The 15,241-nt window shown below is 34.8% G+C and carries 10 protein-coding genes and 1 pseudogene; 8 read left to right on the top strand and 3 right to left on the bottom strand.

What is annotated here, in order from left to right:
- Positions 1 to 15 precede the first annotated feature (15 nt).
- The 4 genes from cls (at position 16) to RPL90_RS00855 (ending at position 6,038) form a co-directional block, all read left to right on the top strand.
- Positions 16 to 1,506: a cardiolipin synthase gene (cls, locus tag RPL90_RS00870; RefSeq protein ID WP_313541498.1), complete on the top strand. Its 1,491-nt coding sequence runs from the start codon at positions 16 to 18 to the stop codon at positions 1,504 to 1,506.
- A 139-nt stretch (positions 1,507 to 1,645) separates the two neighbouring features.
- Positions 1,646 to 3,031 carry a MocR-like transcriptional regulator GabR gene (gene gabR, locus RPL90_RS00865; RefSeq protein WP_313541496.1) on the top strand — a complete coding sequence of 462 codons (1,386 nt, stop codon included), beginning with the start codon at positions 1,646 to 1,648 and terminating at the stop codon, positions 3,029 to 3,031.
- A gap of 178 nt (positions 3,032 to 3,209) precedes the next feature.
- Entirely contained in the window at positions 3,210 to 4,511 is a 1,302-nt protein-coding gene (gene gabT, locus RPL90_RS00860) for a 4-aminobutyrate--2-oxoglutarate transaminase (protein ID WP_313541494.1), read from the top strand.
- Between the two features lie 147 nt (positions 4,512 to 4,658).
- The gene (locus RPL90_RS00855; protein ID WP_313541492.1) at positions 4,659 to 6,038 is read left to right on the top strand and encodes an NAD-dependent succinate-semialdehyde dehydrogenase; all 1,380 of its coding nucleotides are present in this window, start codon (positions 4,659 to 4,661) and stop codon (positions 6,036 to 6,038) included.
- Between the two features lie 58 nt (positions 6,039 to 6,096).
- Here the strand turns inward: RPL90_RS00855 and RPL90_RS00850 are convergent, their stop codons facing one another.
- Complete coding sequence (locus tag RPL90_RS00850; RefSeq protein ID WP_313541490.1) at positions 6,097 to 6,990, bottom strand: fructose bisphosphate aldolase; 894 nt, start codon at positions 6,988 to 6,990, stop codon at positions 6,097 to 6,099.
- 267 nt (positions 6,991 to 7,257) lie between these two features.
- Between RPL90_RS00850 and RPL90_RS00845 the strand changes: the two are divergent.
- Together RPL90_RS00845 and RPL90_RS00840 are read left to right on the top strand one after the other, a co-directional pair.
- Positions 7,258 to 8,490 (top strand): annotated as a pseudogene (locus tag RPL90_RS00845) (acetylornithine deacetylase).
- A 396-nt stretch (positions 8,491 to 8,886) separates the two neighbouring features.
- A complete protein-coding gene (locus RPL90_RS00840) occupies positions 8,887 to 10,503 on the top strand; it encodes a BCCT family transporter (RefSeq protein ID WP_398573838.1) in 1,617 nt (538 codons plus the stop codon).
- Between the two features lie 120 nt (positions 10,504 to 10,623).
- Here RPL90_RS00840 and cudC read toward each other — a convergent pair whose 3' ends face one another.
- Entirely contained in the window at positions 10,624 to 11,178 is a 555-nt protein-coding gene (cudC, locus tag RPL90_RS00835) for a choline uptake/conversion transcriptional regulator CudC (protein WP_313541487.1), read from the bottom strand.
- A gap of 202 nt (positions 11,179 to 11,380) precedes the next feature.
- Between cudC and betB the strand changes: the two genes are divergently transcribed.
- Together betB and betA are read left to right on the top strand one after the other, a co-directional pair.
- Positions 11,381 to 12,877, top strand: coding sequence for a betaine-aldehyde dehydrogenase (gene betB / locus RPL90_RS00830; RefSeq protein ID WP_313541485.1), 1,497 nt, complete (start codon positions 11,381 to 11,383; stop codon positions 12,875 to 12,877).
- Positions 12,878 to 12,921: 44 nt separating this feature from the next.
- Positions 12,922 to 14,607: a choline dehydrogenase gene (betA, locus tag RPL90_RS00825; protein WP_313541483.1), complete on the top strand. Its 1,686-nt coding sequence runs from the start codon at positions 12,922 to 12,924 to the stop codon at positions 14,605 to 14,607.
- Positions 14,608 to 14,901: 294 nt separating this feature from the next.
- Here betA and RPL90_RS00820 read toward each other — a convergent pair whose 3' ends face one another.
- Positions 14,902 to 15,225 (bottom strand): hypothetical protein, encoded by a 324-nt coding sequence (locus RPL90_RS00820; RefSeq protein ID WP_313541482.1) that lies wholly within the window; start codon positions 15,223 to 15,225, stop codon positions 14,902 to 14,904.
- Positions 15,226 to 15,241: the final 16 nt, after the last annotated feature.

The following is a 15,241-nucleotide window of genomic DNA, read 5'->3' as shown; positions in this document are numbered from 1 at the left end:
AACGAGGTGTTCTTTTTGCAAATACTGTTAGATGCAAGTATAAGTCCTATTTATAGAGGGGTTTTACTTTTTTTCTTTGGAATTAATATTATTTTAGCTTTTATCATTATCTTTTTAGATAGGGATAGAAGAGATGCAACGTCTACATGGGCTTGGTTATTACTATTGTTCGTAATGCCTATCCTCGGTTTTATATTGTACATTTTCTTAGGACGTACGGTAAAACTGAAAAGTTCTTATTACTCGAGTAAAGGCGATAACGTTGAAGATAGTAGACAACGTGTTAAAAATCAAATTGAAAAGTCGACAGATCAGGTGTTGTCTGACGATGACCCAATTACTCAAAAGCATGAAGATATCGTCCGTTCATTGTTAGTAAAAGACCAATCATTTTTAAGTAATAACAATCATGTCGATGTTTATACAGATGGACACGATTTATTTAATCAAATGAAAGAAGATTTACGCAATGCACAAAATTATATCCATATGGAATACTACATTTTAGAATTAGACGGTATTGGAAAAGAAATTGTTGAAATTCTAGAACAAAAGGCTAAGGAAGGCCTAGAAGTTAAATTATTATATGATGCAGTTGGATCGAAAAATTTACATAAATACAAATTTAAAGCGTTCCAAGAAGACGGCGGGCAGGTCGAAGCTTTCTTTAAAGCTCGATTGATACCTTTACTGAATTTTAGAGTTAATAACAGAAACCACCGTAAAATATTAGTTATTGATGGTAAAAAAGGTTACGTAGGTGGCTTTAACATTGGTGACGAATATTTAGGCTTAGATGAAAAAATTGGTTATTGGCGAGATTCACATTTAAGAATACAAGGTGATGGCGTCGACGCTTTACAATTAAGCTTTATTCAAGATTGGAATTCACAAACAAATAATGAACAACTTGGATTTGCGGATAAATATTTCCCAGACAATGCCTATCCTGATGGTAACGTGATGTTACAGTTAGGTCTAAGTGGCCCGAGTGATGTATGGCATCAAATCGAATTTGGTTATTTAAAAATGATTATGAGTGCGAAAGAGTCTATTTATATTCATACGCCATATTTTGTACCGGATAAAGGTTATATCAATGCGTTACGTATTGCCGCTAAGTCAGGCATAGACGTGCAAATGATTATACCGAATAAACCAGACCAACCGCTAGTGCATTGGGCTACATTATCTAGTGTGGCAGAGTTGATTCAAGATGGTGTTAAAGTATATACGTATGAAAATGGCTTTATCCATTCTAAGATGATGATTATTGATGGCGAAGTTTCAAGTGTTGGTTCTGCCAATATGGACGTACGTAGTTTTGAATTAAACTTTGAAGTAAATGCCTTTATTTATAATGAAGGTATTGCTACTAAATTAACTGAAGCATTTAAAGAAGACTTGAAAGTTTCTAAAGCATTAACGAAAGAACGTTACGATGAACGTTCTGGATGGGTTAAATTCAAACAATCAATCGCTAAACTGGCGTCACCAATTTTATAATATGTACAAAACCAGAAGAGCTACTCTTCTGGTTTTTTTTATGTAGCGTATACATTTAATAGTAAGTAATGATAAGATAAATTCGATTAAGTACAGTTACAGTACAGGGATATAAAGGGATGCAACAGGGGGATGACTTATGAATCAAAACAACAATACTTTTATCTATCGAGAGTTATATAACAATTTGAAGGAAGATATTTTAGCATTTAAATATGATAGTAATGAAAAATTACCGTCAAAAAGAGAAATGGCACAGAATCTTAATGTAAGTGTAAATAGTGTTAAAACTGCTTATGAACAATTACTAGAAGAAGGTTATATTTATACACTTGAACGTAAAGGTTATTTTATAGAGCCACTTGAAAAATTAATTGTCGAACCACAAACGACGAATACTTTAACATCGACTACACCATCACAAGAACAACAATATCGTTACTCTTTCTCTCATATGAGCACTGATATTACGCAATTTCCAGTTGATACTTGGACGAAATTAATGAAACAAGTGTTTAAAAATTATAGTCATCGTTTATCGGCAATTCCAGATTTGAAAGGTCCTATCGAGTTACGACAAGCGATTGCTAAACTCGTTTCTTATAAACGAGGGATCCAATGCAACGCCGAACAAATCGTAATAGCATCAGGTACGAATGTCTTATTAAAGCAAATTATGGATGTGATGGCTGATGACAGCAAAATAGCGGTAGAAAACCCTGGTTATTTTCGCTTTAGAGATATACTAAACAAAACTAAGAGAACGACGATTCCGATTGATTTAGACGATAAAGGTATTTCAATGTCCGCTATTAAAGCTGCTGCGCCAGACTTAGTCATTGTCACGCCATCACATCAATTTCCAATGGGCACGATTATGCCGATTTCTAGACGTATAGATTTGTTAAATTGGTTAACTAAAACGAATGGTTATGTTATTGAAGATGATTACGATAGTGAGTTTAAATATAACACTGACAATATTCCGTCATTATATAGCTTTGATAAAAGTGATCGTGTGATCTATTTAGGCACATTTTCTAAAACGTTGATGCCTGGTCTAAGATTAAGTTACATGATATTGCCAACTTCATTGGTAGAACAATTTGAACACATAAACAATAATGTTATACCAGATTTTTCAATGCTCAATGCCCTAACATTATATTTAATGATTAAAGATGGCCATTATGAGCGATATATTAAAAAAATGCATCATTTATATGAAGCTAAAAGATCACAATTGATTGAACAATTAAAGGAAACATTTCAAACTAAAATTAAAATTCACGATACGCATGCCGGTTTACATTTTATAGTTGAAGTAAATACTGAATATAGTTATGACGAAATTGAAGCGCGTGCCAAAAGCCATGAAATTGAACTTTATACGATTAATCGTTTTACGGTGGCGCCTGTTAGTGACCAAACAAAATATAAAACTTTAATTATTGGATTTTCACAATTAGAAATTGAAGCTATTCCAGAAGCGGTAAATATTTTGCAACAAGTGTTAATTAATTAAATTGGTACCCTCTAAAATAGACAACTGGTCCTTTACACAATACCAACAATCAGATAAATTTTTACTAAATGTTAGAGCTACTTGTATGAAATAAACAAAGGGCTTTTCATGAAAGTGTATTTTAGTAATACATAGACACAAATACACAATTAGTATGTAAAGGGTGGAGGTTTTCAGTATGTCTAATAATTTCACAAAATTCAAAGATAAGAGAGAACAATTCGTAGCTAAAGGAGTAGGAAACGGTAATTTACACGTTGCTGATAAAGCGCAGGGGGCGACGATTACAGACGTCGATGGCAACGATTTTATCGATTTTGCTGGCGCAATTGGTACGTTGAATGTAGGACATTCACATCCAGAAATAACTGCGCATTTAAAAACACAATTAGATAAATTTATTCATCCAGGATTTAACGTAATCATGTACGAAAGTTATTTGAATCTTGCAGAAAAATTAACGCAAATTACACCAGGTCATTTTGATAAAAAAGTAGTTTTACTTAATTCAGGTGCTGAAGCGGTAGAAAATGCCGTTAAATTAGCACGTAAACATACTGGCAGACAGGCAGTAGTTTCATTTGTACGTGGCTTCCACGGTAGAACAAATTTAACAATGTCTATGACTAGTAAAGTAAGACCTTATAAATTTGGTTTTGGACCTTTTGCATCAGAAGTATATCAAGCGCCATACCCAAATTTATCTGAAAAGCCAGCAAACGTATCGGAAGCAGATTTTGTAGCTCAAAGTATTGCGCGCTTAAAAGATTTCTTTATTGAAACGGTAGATCTCGAAGAAGTAGCTTGTATCGTAATGGAACCTGTACAAGGTGAAGGTGGATTCGTTATTCCTCCTAAAGCATTTGTGCAAGAAGTGAAAGCAATTTGTGAAGCAAATGGTATTGTGTTTGTAGCTGATGAAATTCAAACCGGTTTTGCACGTACAGGTAAGATGTTTGCTATTGAACATTTCGATGTGGATCCAGACTTAATGACTGTATCAAAATCCCTTGCTGCAGGTTTCCCATTAAGTGGTGTTGTAGGTAGAAAAGAAATATTAGATAGTGCAAACCCAGGTGAAATTGGCGGTACTTATGCTGGGAATCCACTTGCATGTGAAGCCGCATTAAAAGTAATCGATATCATAGAAAAAGAACAGTTGAATGCGCGTTCTGAAGAAATAGGTCAAAAAATAGAAGACCAAATCAATACTTTAAGTGCCACATATCATTGCATTACAAAAACACGTCGACTCGGTGCGATGGTTGCATTTGAATTAGTAGACGAAAAAACGGGTGAACCTAATAAAGCGTTAACTGGCGAACTTGTTAAAGCTGCTAATGACAATGGTTTGTTATTATTGTCTGCTGGTATCAAAGGTAATGTTATTAGATTTTTAACGCCATTAGTAATTACTGAAGATGAGTTAGAAAAAGGATTTACAATATTAAATAAAGCGTTTGCTGAAATAAACGCTTAACAGTGGGTATAATATAAATAAGGTCACTTTGAAAATTTAATTATATTTCCGAGTGACCTATATTGTAATGCAACATAGCATCATAACTGAAGCACATTGTGTAACTTGCAGTAGGTAGAACGACCTTAAATCAAGGGGGATTTTTAAATGTCAAAATTATCAGTATTAAATCCGGCAACAAATGCCGTTATCAAAGAACTTGAATATACTAGCAATGAAGAGGTTACTGCTCAAATTGATCGTGCATATGAAGCATTTCAAGAATGGAGAACAGTTGATGCACATGAACGTTCTGCTAAGTTGTTGAAATGGGCAGAATTAATCGATGCACATATTGATGAAATCGCTGAACTTATCACTTTAGAAGGTGGTAAACCATTAGCAGAAGCAAAAGGTGAAGTGACATACGCTAATTCTTACGTAAAATGGTACGCAGAAGAAGCAAAACGTATTTATGGACGTACAATTCCGGCTAATACGCCAGACAAAGAAATATTAGTAGGTAAATTTCCAGTTGGTGTAGTTGGGGCAATCACACCGTGGAATTTCCCAGCTGCAATGATTACTAGAAAAATGGCACCAGCATTAGCAGCAGGTTGTACAATTGTTTGTAAACCAGCGGTACAAACGCCTTTAACAACTGTTAGACTTGTTGAACTCGCACATGAAGCTGGTTTCCCTAAAGATGCGATTTCATTCATTATAGCTTCTGGCAGAGATGCTGGTGAGGCATTTACAAGTCATGAAGCGATTCGTAAAATTACATTTACTGGTTCTACACCAGTAGGTAAAACATTGATTAAAGATGCGGCAGATTCTGTAAAAAATGCCACAATGGAACTTGGTGGATTAGCACCGTTTATTATTCACAAAGATGCAGACATCGATGCTGCGGTTGAAGCGACCATTGCTTCGAAATTTAGAAATGCTGGACAGACTTGTATTTGTGCAAATCGTATTTATGTTCACGAAGATATCGTTGACCAATATACCGAAAAATTAATGACTAAAGTACATGGCCTTAAAGTAGGTAACGGTATGGACGAAGGAACAGAAGTTGGTCCATTAATTAATCAAGGCGCGGTAGACAAAGTTTTAGACCAAATTACTGATGCTATGGGCAAAGGTGGACATGTGTCACGCTCATTAGATGAAGTAACGGAATTAGGTGGTAATTTCTTAAAACCAGTCGTTATCTCAAATGCAAACCAAGATATGAAAGTGATGAATGAAGAAACGTTCGGTCCAATTGCGCCAGTAATGGCATATAATGACCTTGATGAAGCAATCAAAATTGCTAACGATACGCCATTTGGTCTTGCGGCATATTTCTATACTAATGATTATCGCACAGGACTTAAATTGTATAATGAGTTAGAGTATGGTGTGATTGGTTGGAATGATGGGGGACCATCAGCAGCACATGCACCTTTTGGTGGCTTTAAAGAAAGTGGTTATGGCCGTGAAGGTGGTACAGAAGGTATTGAACCATATTTAGAAACTAAATATTTATCTATAAAAAAATAAAAGCGCATATAAAAGCACCGGTACAAAGTACCGGTGCTTGTTTTAATTTGAAAATTATTTATGCGTTTTTATTTACTGAAGCATCGTAAATAGAATCGATTGTATCACCTAAGATTTTGTCGAAGTCTGCTGCAGATTGATTAACGTTTAAGTCGTTAATTAAAGCACGAGAGAAGCTTGCAATTAGGTTGTCATTTTCTTTTAGTAAGTTGTTAGCGTCTTCTCTGCTATAACCACCAGATAATGCAACGACACGAACTACATTTGGATGCTCAATTAATGATTTATATTGGTTAGCATTTGTAGGGATAGTTAATTTTAGCATTACAAGTTGATCTTCATTTAATTTATTTAATTCAGTTAAAATTGACTCTGCTAAATAAGCTTCGATTTGATCTTTGTTTTCAGCGTTAATGTTAACCTCAGGTTCGATAATTGGAACTAAGCCAGCTGAAATAATTTGTTTACCGATATCAAATTGTTGTTTAACGACTAAATCAATACCATCTTTGTTTAATTCTAAAATGTTAGAACGCATTTTAGTACCAAATATTTTATGGTCGTTAGCGCGTTGTAACAAGTCGTCTAAGTCTGGGATAGATTTCATTAATTGAACGCCATCTTGTTGTTCATCTAGACCTTTGTCTACTTTTAAGAAAGGTACGACACCTTTGTCAGCTAGGTAATCACCAGTGTGTTTACCTTCAACTTCACGGTCCATTGTTTGTTCGAATAAGATCGCACCAATAATTTTATCTGATGTAAATGCAGGTGAAGAAACAATACGTGTACGCATATCATGAACTAATTTGAACATTTCATCTTCACTATTATATTGATCTTCTGCTACGCCATAATCTTTAAGTGCTTTAGGGGTACTTCCGCCACTTTGGTCTAGCGCTGCAATAAAGCCTTTACCAGTTTTGATTTTTTCAAGTTGTTCTTTATTCATTACTTCCACTCCTTTTACTAGATTCATCTCTAGTATGATAAAAATTGAGCGAGAACGCAATCATTATACTAGTAAAATGAAAATATATTTAAGTGACCGTGCAGTATATTAAAAGCAAAGAAGATTTAACTTTAAGCAATATAAGCCATTATGGCATAGCATTTTTGCTATTTAATGAATGAAAATAATTAAAACTACTATTTTGTAAACGCTTTAATTTATTATGTTAACATTATCGATAAATAAATGATAAAGGGTGATATTTAGATGGAACAACGACATTTAGAATTATTAGCACAACTTATAGCACATCAAACAGAAAGTCCACCTGGTAGAAATACAGACCCACTTCAAGATGAGGTAGCAGCATTGTTACACGCTATAGGTTTTAACATTAAGAGAAAGCCATTATACGATAACGACAGCGTGATTATTGCAACTTTATAAGGACAAGACACCAATGCACCTAAATTAATTTTAAATGGGCATATGGACGTTGCCTCTGTTGAAGATGATAGTAACTGGCAGTATCCACCATTCGAATTGACACAAGCAGACGAGTGGCTGTATGGCAGAGGCGTAAGCGATATGAAAGGTGATATGGCAACGTTATTTTATGTATTAGAACAATTACATCAGCAACAAATACGACCTAAAGGTGACATTATTGTTCAATCTGTCGTTGGCGAAGAAGTAGGTGAAGCCGGCACTAAACTAGCGTGTGAACATAGTCCGCAAGCTGACTTAGCATTAATACTTGATACGAGTGAGCAAAAAGCCTTAGGTCAAGGAGGCGTCATAACGGGTTGGATTACAATAAAAAGTAAAGAAACAGTCCATGATGGAGCAAGACATAGTATGATACATGCTGGTGGCGGAAAATTTGGGGCAAATGCGATTGAAAAAATGACGATTATAATTCGCGCACTCAATGACTTAGAAAGCCATTGGGCAGTAATGAAATCTTATGAGGGGATGACGCCGGGTGCGAATACGATAAACCCTGCTGTGATTGAAGGTGGTAGACATCCCGCATTTATAGCTGACGAATGTCGACTATGGATTACTGTTCATTATTTACCAAATGAAAGTTATGAAGAAGTGGTTGCTGAAATTGAAGATTATTTAAATAAAGTAGCCCAAGCAGACTTATGGTTAGCTCAAAATCCGCTAACATTTGAATGGGGAGGAGCATCTATGATAGAAGATCGCGGCGAAATATTTCCGAGCTTTGTAGTACCTACAACGCATTTAGGTTATACGTTGCTCAGCGATTTACATGAACAAGTTCATGGTGCGCCTTTAGAGACAGGTTTAAGTACAACAGTGACTGATGGAGGATGGACTGCTTATTTTGGTATTCCGACAATTTTATATGGTCCTGGTAGTCTAGAAGAAGCACATAGTGTAGATGAAAAAATAACCATAAGCGAATTAGAAAACTTTAGTGAGGTATTATATAAATTTCTAAAATGTTGGTACACTCAACCGCAAAAATAAGTTATGAATAATGAGTTATTTTTACTGGAAATAGACGCAAAAATAATACTAATTTTAGCAAAAAAAAGAATTTTTTGAAATGAATATTTATTATATTTTCATGAATATAAATACAAAATGTATGCATTGTAAGATTTGTTCATTACGTTAAATTTAAATTTAACACTGTTATTATAGCAATTTTTTTGACTTATAAAAATTGACTATATATATATTTATTCATTGAAAACGAAAAATAAAATTGTATGTAATTTGCATTATTATATAAAGTTCGTTAACCTCTTCATTATGAATTAAATCAATTGCATATGTTACTCAATTTAGTAAGTGATGCACAATACATAATCATTCTATAATGGGGAGTGCTCGATTTTGAAAAAAAGAAAAGGAACGCTAATGGATTGGCCTACATTCATAGGTGCGTTTGCAATTCTACTTATTGCAGTTATACCGATGATGGCCTTTCCAAAAGCCAGTCAAGATATAATTACGCAAATGAACGAAGTCGTAACGAGTTCATTAGGTGTAGCTTATTTAGTTTTAGGCATAGCCGTCTTAGGATTCGTCTTATATATTGCATTTGGTAAATACGGCAATGTTACTTTAGGTAAAGCAACGGATAAACCAGAATTTAATACTTTCAGTTGGGCTGCGATGCTCTTCTGTGCTGGTATTGCATCTGATATTTTATATTGGGGATTAGTGGAATGGGCTTTTTATTATCAAGCACCACCACATAATGCAAAACCTTTTAGTCATGAAGCATTAGAATACGCTTCGATGTACGGTATGTTCCATTGGGGACCAATCGCATGGGCGACATTCGTTTTACCTGCATTGGCTATCGGATATCAAATTTTTGTAAAGAAAAAACCAGTTTATAAAATTAGTCAGACTTTAAGACCGGTACTTAGAGGACATACTGATGGCTATGTAGGTAAATTGATAGACGTACTATTTATATTTGGATTAGTAGGTGGAGCTGCAACTTCACTTGCGCTAGGTGTACCAATGATTTCTTCAGGATTAGAAACATTGTTTGGCATTAATGGTGATAGTATTGTTACTAAAGGCGTCGTGCTATTTACGATTACTGTTATTTTCGCCTACAGTTCTTATTCAGGATTGAAAAAAGGAATTAAAGTACTAAGTGACTGGAACGTTATACTAGCTTTTGTATTACTAGCTTTCGTTCTTATTGCGGGACCGACGATGTTTATATTGGAAAATTCTGTAACAAGTATCGGTAACTTATTTAAAAATTTCTTTGAAATGGCGACTTACGCGCAACCATTAGGCCAAATTAAAGGACAACCAGATAACAAATTCCCTGAACAATGGACAGTATTCTATTGGGCATGGTGGTTAGTTTACGCACCATTCATTGGTCTATTTATTGCACGTATTTCAAAAGGAAGAACGTTGAAAGAATTAGTACTAGGAACGTTAATCTACGGTACATTTGGTTGTATGTTATTCTTTGGTATTTTCGGTAACTATGCACTATTTTTACAATTATCAGGACAATTTGATGTTGTGCATTCTATTAATACAATTGGTACTGAACCAACACTTATGAAAATATTAAGTCATTTACCATTTTCAAAAGTAGTCATCGCATTATTCTTAATTTCAGCGTTTTTATTCTTGGCTACGACATTTGACTCTGGGTCATATATATTAGCAGCAGCTTCACAGAAAAAAGTTATAGGTGAACCATTAAAACCAAACCGCTTATTCTGGGCATTCGCGTTATGTTTATTACCATTTTCATTAATGCTTGTCGGTGGCCAACGCTCATTGGAAGTGCTTAAAACGGCTACGGTTGTTTCCAGTGTGCCACTGCTCGTCATATTTGTAATGATGATGGTCGCATTCTTGAAAACACTATCGAACGACAGATTAAAATTACAACGTCGTGCCGATCGTTATAAAGAAGTAGAAAGAAGATCATTACGTATTACACAAGTAAGAGAACGACAACAAGATGAAAACTTAGACGATAACTTATAAAAAAACAGCGAGGAATTCATAAAGAACAGAATTCTTCGCTGTTTTTTTATAACAAGCTAAATGAGATAACAAAAAAGCCTTATAGACGACGCATCTATAAGACTTGTTTAAGTTATGTTATTAGGGTTGACGAGGTTCAGGGATTGGGAAGTATTTAAATATTTCTCCTGAATCAATTGCGTCACTAAGATTTTCCAACCATTCATAATATGGCAATGTGTCGATGAGTTGGTTTTTAATTTTTGTAGCTTGTTGTTTCGTATTTTCATCAGTTTGGCTATCATCTAAGATTTTATCTAATAAGGAAATAGCTTTATAGACACCGTCTCTATTAATTTCAATTTCTCGACTCCATTTTTGAGTGAAGAAATTATTAAAGAAATTGAAAAAGTCTTTTTCGGCAACGAAATGTTGTTTTCTACTGCCACGCGTAAATTGCTGTTTGACGATATGAAATTCTTGTAATCTTTTAACGCCAGCACTCATGCTTGGTTTACTCATTTGTAGTTGCTGACGCATTTCATCTAATGTCATGCTATCTTCAAATAACATCGTGCCATACAAGTTACCAACACTACGATTAATGCCATACAAATCCATTGTCGCACCAATTGCGTTAATAACGATATCTTTAGCTTGTTCTATTAAAGCTTCAGGTTGATTTTTATTTGGCATGTCATGCACCTCCGAATCTGGTTTTTTAAACTTAATTTTTAGTATGTAATGTTTTTCTCAATATTAACATACTATAGCACAAACCTATATCAGTCATCTATAACGTTCTGAGAGAGATTTGACATAGCTTTAATTACTATGCTAACATAACTTTGTAAAATTCGTTAAATAAAAATTTAACAAACTTAACGGAGGTAATTTGATGCAACTTGTAAACAATTTATCTCGTCGTCAATACATTGATGGTGAGTGGGTAGAGAGCTCAAACAAAGCAACACGTACGATTATTAATCCATACAATCAAGAAACGATATTAGAAGTAGCAGAAGGTACAGCGGAAGATTCAACACGTGCTATCTTAGCTGCTAGAAGAGCATTTGAAGACGGAGCATATTCTCAACAAACAACAAGTGAACAAAGAGGACAAAAAGTAAGAGCTATCGCTGATGCGATTAAAAACAATAAAGAAGAACTAGCGAGATTAGAAACTTTAGACACTGGTAAAACATTAGAAGAGTCTTATGCAGACATGGATGATATCCATAACGTATTTATGTATTATGCAGGACTTGCAGATAAAGAAGGCGGAGAAATAATCGATTCTCCAATTCCAAACACTGACAGTAAAATTGTTAAAGAACCAGTTGGTGTCGTAACACAAATTACACCTTGGAATTATCCTTTATTACAAGCTTCTTGGAAAATAGCACCAGCATTAGTATCTGGTTGTTCATTAGTAATGAAACCAAGTGAAATCACACCATTAACAACAATCCGTGTATTCGAATTAATGGCAGAAATTGGTTTCCCTAAAGGTGTTATCAACTTAGTACTTGGTAAAGGTTCAGAAGTTGGTGAGCCATTATCAGCACACGAGGAAGTAGACTTAGTATCATTTACTGGTGGTATTAAAACTGGTAAACACATTATGAAACAAGCGGCAGATCATGTTACAAACATTGCATTAGAATTAGGCGGTAAAAATCCTAACATTATTTTCGCTGATGCAGATTTCGATTTAGCTGTAGACCAAGCGCTTAACGGCGGTTTCTTCCATGCTGGTCAAGTATGTTCAGCAGGTTCAAGAATCATTGTGCATAACGACATTAAAGAACAATTTGAACAAGCGTTAATCGAACGTATTAAAAATATTAAATTAGGTAACGGTTTTGATGAAGATACTGAAATGGGTCCAGTTATTTCACAAGAACACCGTGACAAAATTGAAAAATACATGGAAGTTGCTAAAGCAGAAAATGCAACTATCGCTATCGGTGGTAAACGTCCTGATAGAGAAGATTTACAAGATGGATTTTTCTTCGAACCAACTGTAATTACAGACTGCGACACTTCAATGCGTATCGTTCAAGAAGAAGTATTTGGTCCAGTAGTAACAATTGAAGGATTTTCAACTGAAGAAGAAGCGATTGAATTAGCAAACGATTCAATTTATGGACTTGCTAGTGGCGTCTTCACTACAGATGTTGGTAAAGCTGAACGCGTAGCAAGCAAATTGAAAATGGGTACAGTATGGATCAATGATTTCCATCCTTACTTTGCTCAAGCACCTTGGGGCGGTTATAAACAATCAGGTATCGGTAGAGAACTTGGTAAAACAGGTTTAGCTGAATATCAAATTGAAAAACATATCTTAAGAAATACACAACCTGAACCTGTAAATTGGTTTGGTAAACAATAAAGCAAATAGCAAACTCAGATTATAATACGGGAGGACATATATAAATGAGAGAAGCATATGATTATATTATAATTGGTGGCGGTAGTGCCGGATCAGTTTTAGGAAGTCGTTTAAGTGAAGATAAATCTAAAAACGTACTTGTATTAGAAGCAGGACGTAGTGACTATTTTTGGGATTTATTAATTCAAATGCCAGCAGCATTAATGTATCCAGCGGGTAATAAATTATATGACTGGATTTATGAAACAAATGAAGAACCATTTATGAAAGGACGAAAAGTAGGACATGCACGTGGTAAAGTACTAGGTGGTTCTAGTTCTATCAATGGTATGATTTATCAACGTGGTAACCCAATGGACTACGAAAAATGGGCACAACCAGAAGGTATGGATAATTGGGATTACGCACATTGTTTACCATACTTTAAACGTTTAGAAAAAACATTCGGTGCAACTAAAGACGACGAATTTCGTGGTCATCATGGTCCAATTAAATTAAAACGTGGACCAGCTACAAATCCATTATTCCAAGCATTTTTCAACGCTGGGGTTGAAGCGGGATATAATAAAACACCAGACGTAAATGGTTTTCGTCAAGAAGGTTTTGGGCCATTTGATAGCCAAGTACACAACGGTAGACGTGTATCAGCATCAAGAGCTTATTTACATCCAGCTATGAGACGTAAAAACTTAGATGTGCAAACACGTGCATTTGTTACTAAAATTAATTTCGAAGGTAACAACAAAGTAACTGGTGTAACATTTAAGAAAAATGGTAAAGAACATACTATAAATGCTAAAGAAGTTATCTTATCAGGTGGTGCATTCAATACGCCTCAATTATTACAATTATCAGGTATTGGTGATTCAGAATTCTTAAAATCATTAGGCATTGAACCACGTATTCATTTGCCTGGTGTAGGTGAAAACTTTGAAGATCACTTAGAAGTCTATGTTCAACATAAATGTAAACAACCAGTGTCTTTACAACCAAGTTTAAATAAATTCAAGATGCCATTTATCGGTTTGCAATGGATTTTTGCTCGTAAAGGTGCAGCAGCATCAAACCACTTCGAAGGTGGCGGATTCGTACGCTCTAACGACGAAGTTGATTATCCTAACTTAATGTTCCACTTCTTACCAATTGCAGTAAGATATGATGGACAAAAAGCACCTACAGCACATGGTTACCAAGTACACGTTGGACCAATGTATTCTAACTCACGTGGTAGCCTAAAAATTAAATCAAAAGATCCGTTTGAAAAACCAAACTTTGTCTTCAACTATTTATCAACTGAAGAAGATAAACGTGAATGGGTAGAAGCAATCAAAGTTGCACGTAACATCTTATCTCAAAAAGCTTTAGATCCATTTAATGGTGGAGAAATTTCACCAGGACCTGAAGTACAATCAGATGAAGATATACTGAACTGGGTTGCTAAAGATGGCGAAACAGCATTACACCCATCTTGTAGTGCTAAAATGGGACCAGCTTCAGACCCAATGTCAGTAGTTGACCCAGAAACTATGAAAGTGCATGGTATGGAAAATTTACGTGTCGTAGATGCTTCTGCAATGCCACGTACGACAAATGGTAATATTCATTCACCAGTATTGATGATGGCTGAAAAAGCTGCAGACATCATCCGAGGTAAAAAACCATTAGACCCTGAATATATTGATTATTACCGTCACGGCGTCCATGATAAAGACGCTGGAACAATAAAATAATAAGTATAGTCGGTAACATAAAAAGGCAATCTCTATTTTGAAAATAGAAATTGCTTTTTTATATTTTGTAATTACGACACAACAAACCATGGAATAAATTGTATTGCGAGACGCCTGCGGGAACAGGACTAGGCGAAGACTACAGGCTGAGACAGTCCCCGAGGAAAGCGAGCAATACTTATAAAAAATCCCTTAGTAAAACGCAGCTCAAAATAATTATTGATTTATAAGAAAAATTAAAAAAACCAATCAACATGTAATCATAAACATGCTGATTGGCGCTTTATATTTTAATTATTTAACAATATTATCTATCAAGGCATCATAGTTATCTTCAAGTATTGCCTTGAAATTAAAAGTAGACTCTAAATCGTTAATTAAAGTTTCATTATCAAAGTAATTAATTTGTTTAATATCATTGATGATGAGACCAATGCCATTTAAATCATCATGATATAAGTCGTTTTTATGCGCAAGTTCTATTAGACTATCGGCAAGTTGTTTTACATAATTATTATCATCAAGTGCTGCAGAACTACTATCAATAACTTTCTTATGCTTATCGATAATAACAAGTTTCGTTTGTTCAGCTCCGAATTGTGCGACAAAATAATTCATTACTATAAATTCCTCC

Origin of the sequence: Staphylococcus kloosii, from assembly GCF_032139365.1 — a bacterium.
GTDB classification, from domain to species: domain Bacteria; phylum Bacillota; class Bacilli; order Staphylococcales; family Staphylococcaceae; genus Staphylococcus; species Staphylococcus kloosii_A.
Note: the sequence above shows the minus strand (reverse complement) of the source record. Positions and strands in the feature narration are given on the sequence as shown.

What these genes read in the sequence shown, in the direction of transcription:
- gabR (WP_313541496.1), top strand. Translation starts at nt 1,646, where the DNA reads ATGAATCAAAACAACAATACTTTTATCTATCGAGAGTTATATAACAAT.
- gabT (WP_313541494.1), top strand. Translation starts at nt 3,210, where the DNA reads ATGTCTAATAATTTCACAAAATTCAAAGATAAGAGAGAACAATTCGTA.
- RPL90_RS00855 (WP_313541492.1), top strand. Translation starts at nt 4,659, where the DNA reads ATGTCAAAATTATCAGTATTAAATCCGGCAACAAATGCCGTTATCAAA.
- RPL90_RS00850 (WP_313541490.1), bottom strand. Translation starts at nt 6,990, where the DNA reads ATGAATAAAGAACAACTTGAAAAAATCAAAACTGGTAAAGGCTTTATT.
- RPL90_RS00840 (WP_398573838.1), top strand. Translation starts at nt 8,887, where the DNA reads ATGGATTGGCCTACATTCATAGGTGCGTTTGCAATTCTACTTATTGCA.
- cudC (WP_313541487.1), bottom strand. Translation starts at nt 11,178, where the DNA reads ATGCCAAATAAAAATCAACCTGAAGCTTTAATAGAACAAGCTAAAGAT.
- betB (WP_313541485.1), top strand. Translation starts at nt 11,381, where the DNA reads ATGCAACTTGTAAACAATTTATCTCGTCGTCAATACATTGATGGTGAG.
- betA (WP_313541483.1), top strand. Translation starts at nt 12,922, where the DNA reads ATGAGAGAAGCATATGATTATATTATAATTGGTGGCGGTAGTGCCGGA.
- RPL90_RS00820 (WP_313541482.1), bottom strand. Translation starts at nt 15,225, where the DNA reads ATGAATTATTTTGTCGCACAATTCGGAGCTGAACAAACGAAACTTGTT.